The organism is Anoxybacillus thermarum, assembly GCF_000836725.1.
Classification (GTDB): domain Bacteria; phylum Bacillota; class Bacilli; order Bacillales; family Anoxybacillaceae; genus Anoxybacillus; species Anoxybacillus thermarum.
Genome location: NZ_JXTH01000132.1, coordinates 1 through 911 on the forward strand (window position 1 = coordinate 1; position 911 = coordinate 911).

General features: G+C 40.9%; 1 protein-coding gene. It reads right to left on the bottom strand.

All coding sequences use genetic code 11. From position 1 onward, the window contains the following. Positions 1 to 291: 291 nt before the first annotated feature. On the bottom strand, positions 292 to 911 hold a 620-nt coding region (locus LH47_RS14725; RefSeq protein ID WP_235341175.1), incomplete at its 5' end, for a rolling circle replication-associated protein.

The following is a 911-nucleotide window of genomic DNA, read 5'->3' on the forward strand; positions in this document are numbered from 1 at the left end:
CTTTTGAACGCTTGTCAAGCCAATCGTTTAACGTCTTACTAATCCGCGTATTTATACGAACCATGCCAGACATACTACCTACCTCCTACATCATTTTTTATCAACTGTTAACATCATTTTAACGCTAACATGAAAACTATGTCAACATTTTTCACAAAAATAAAACGAGGCTTCGCCTGTGTCGCGCCTGTGTACCTTCCGCCCGCTACCGCGGACGCGGAAGGTACACCAGCAGAACCGCGACACCCAGACGCCTAGCCTCGTTACCCTCAACATTCCATTTTTGTGTGTTTACATGTATTTACGTTTTAAGTTATACTGCTGATAGTTAATTAAACCTAGATGTTCACTATCGAATGTATTTTCATAAACCTTATTTGGACTTAATGCTTCCCTCATAGCGTTTAAGTCCTCTTTTTTTATAATCTCCTCCGCTGGCTTAATAAGCCCCCGACTACTAAAATAGCACTTTTCCCCTTTTAATCTCTCATCATCGTTATCTTTAGTCATATACTTTGTCACATACGCGCCAACGTTATCTACTTCATCAATAGCATTTACTTTAACGAAACCATGACCCCATATCCTTTCCAGATCAGCATGCGGAACATACGGCATATTGAACGTGACCATATGATAATGAATCGCCCCTCGCTTCTGACACTCTATGACCGCCACATACTTCAGTTTCAATTCCAAATGATACTCAAGCCTTTGCCTAAACTTTTTAAACTCATAGTTTGCCATTTTTATATCTTGCACATTCTCCTTAAAAGTCAAAGTAAAAAACTTCACTCTTTCGGCCCACGCGTCCACATTCGCATTTATAAGCCTTCTTAAATTTTTTCGCGCCCTTTGCAACGCGTCCGCCCTATTCTTCTCACGCGTCGCCTTCATGTCCTCATCTATCC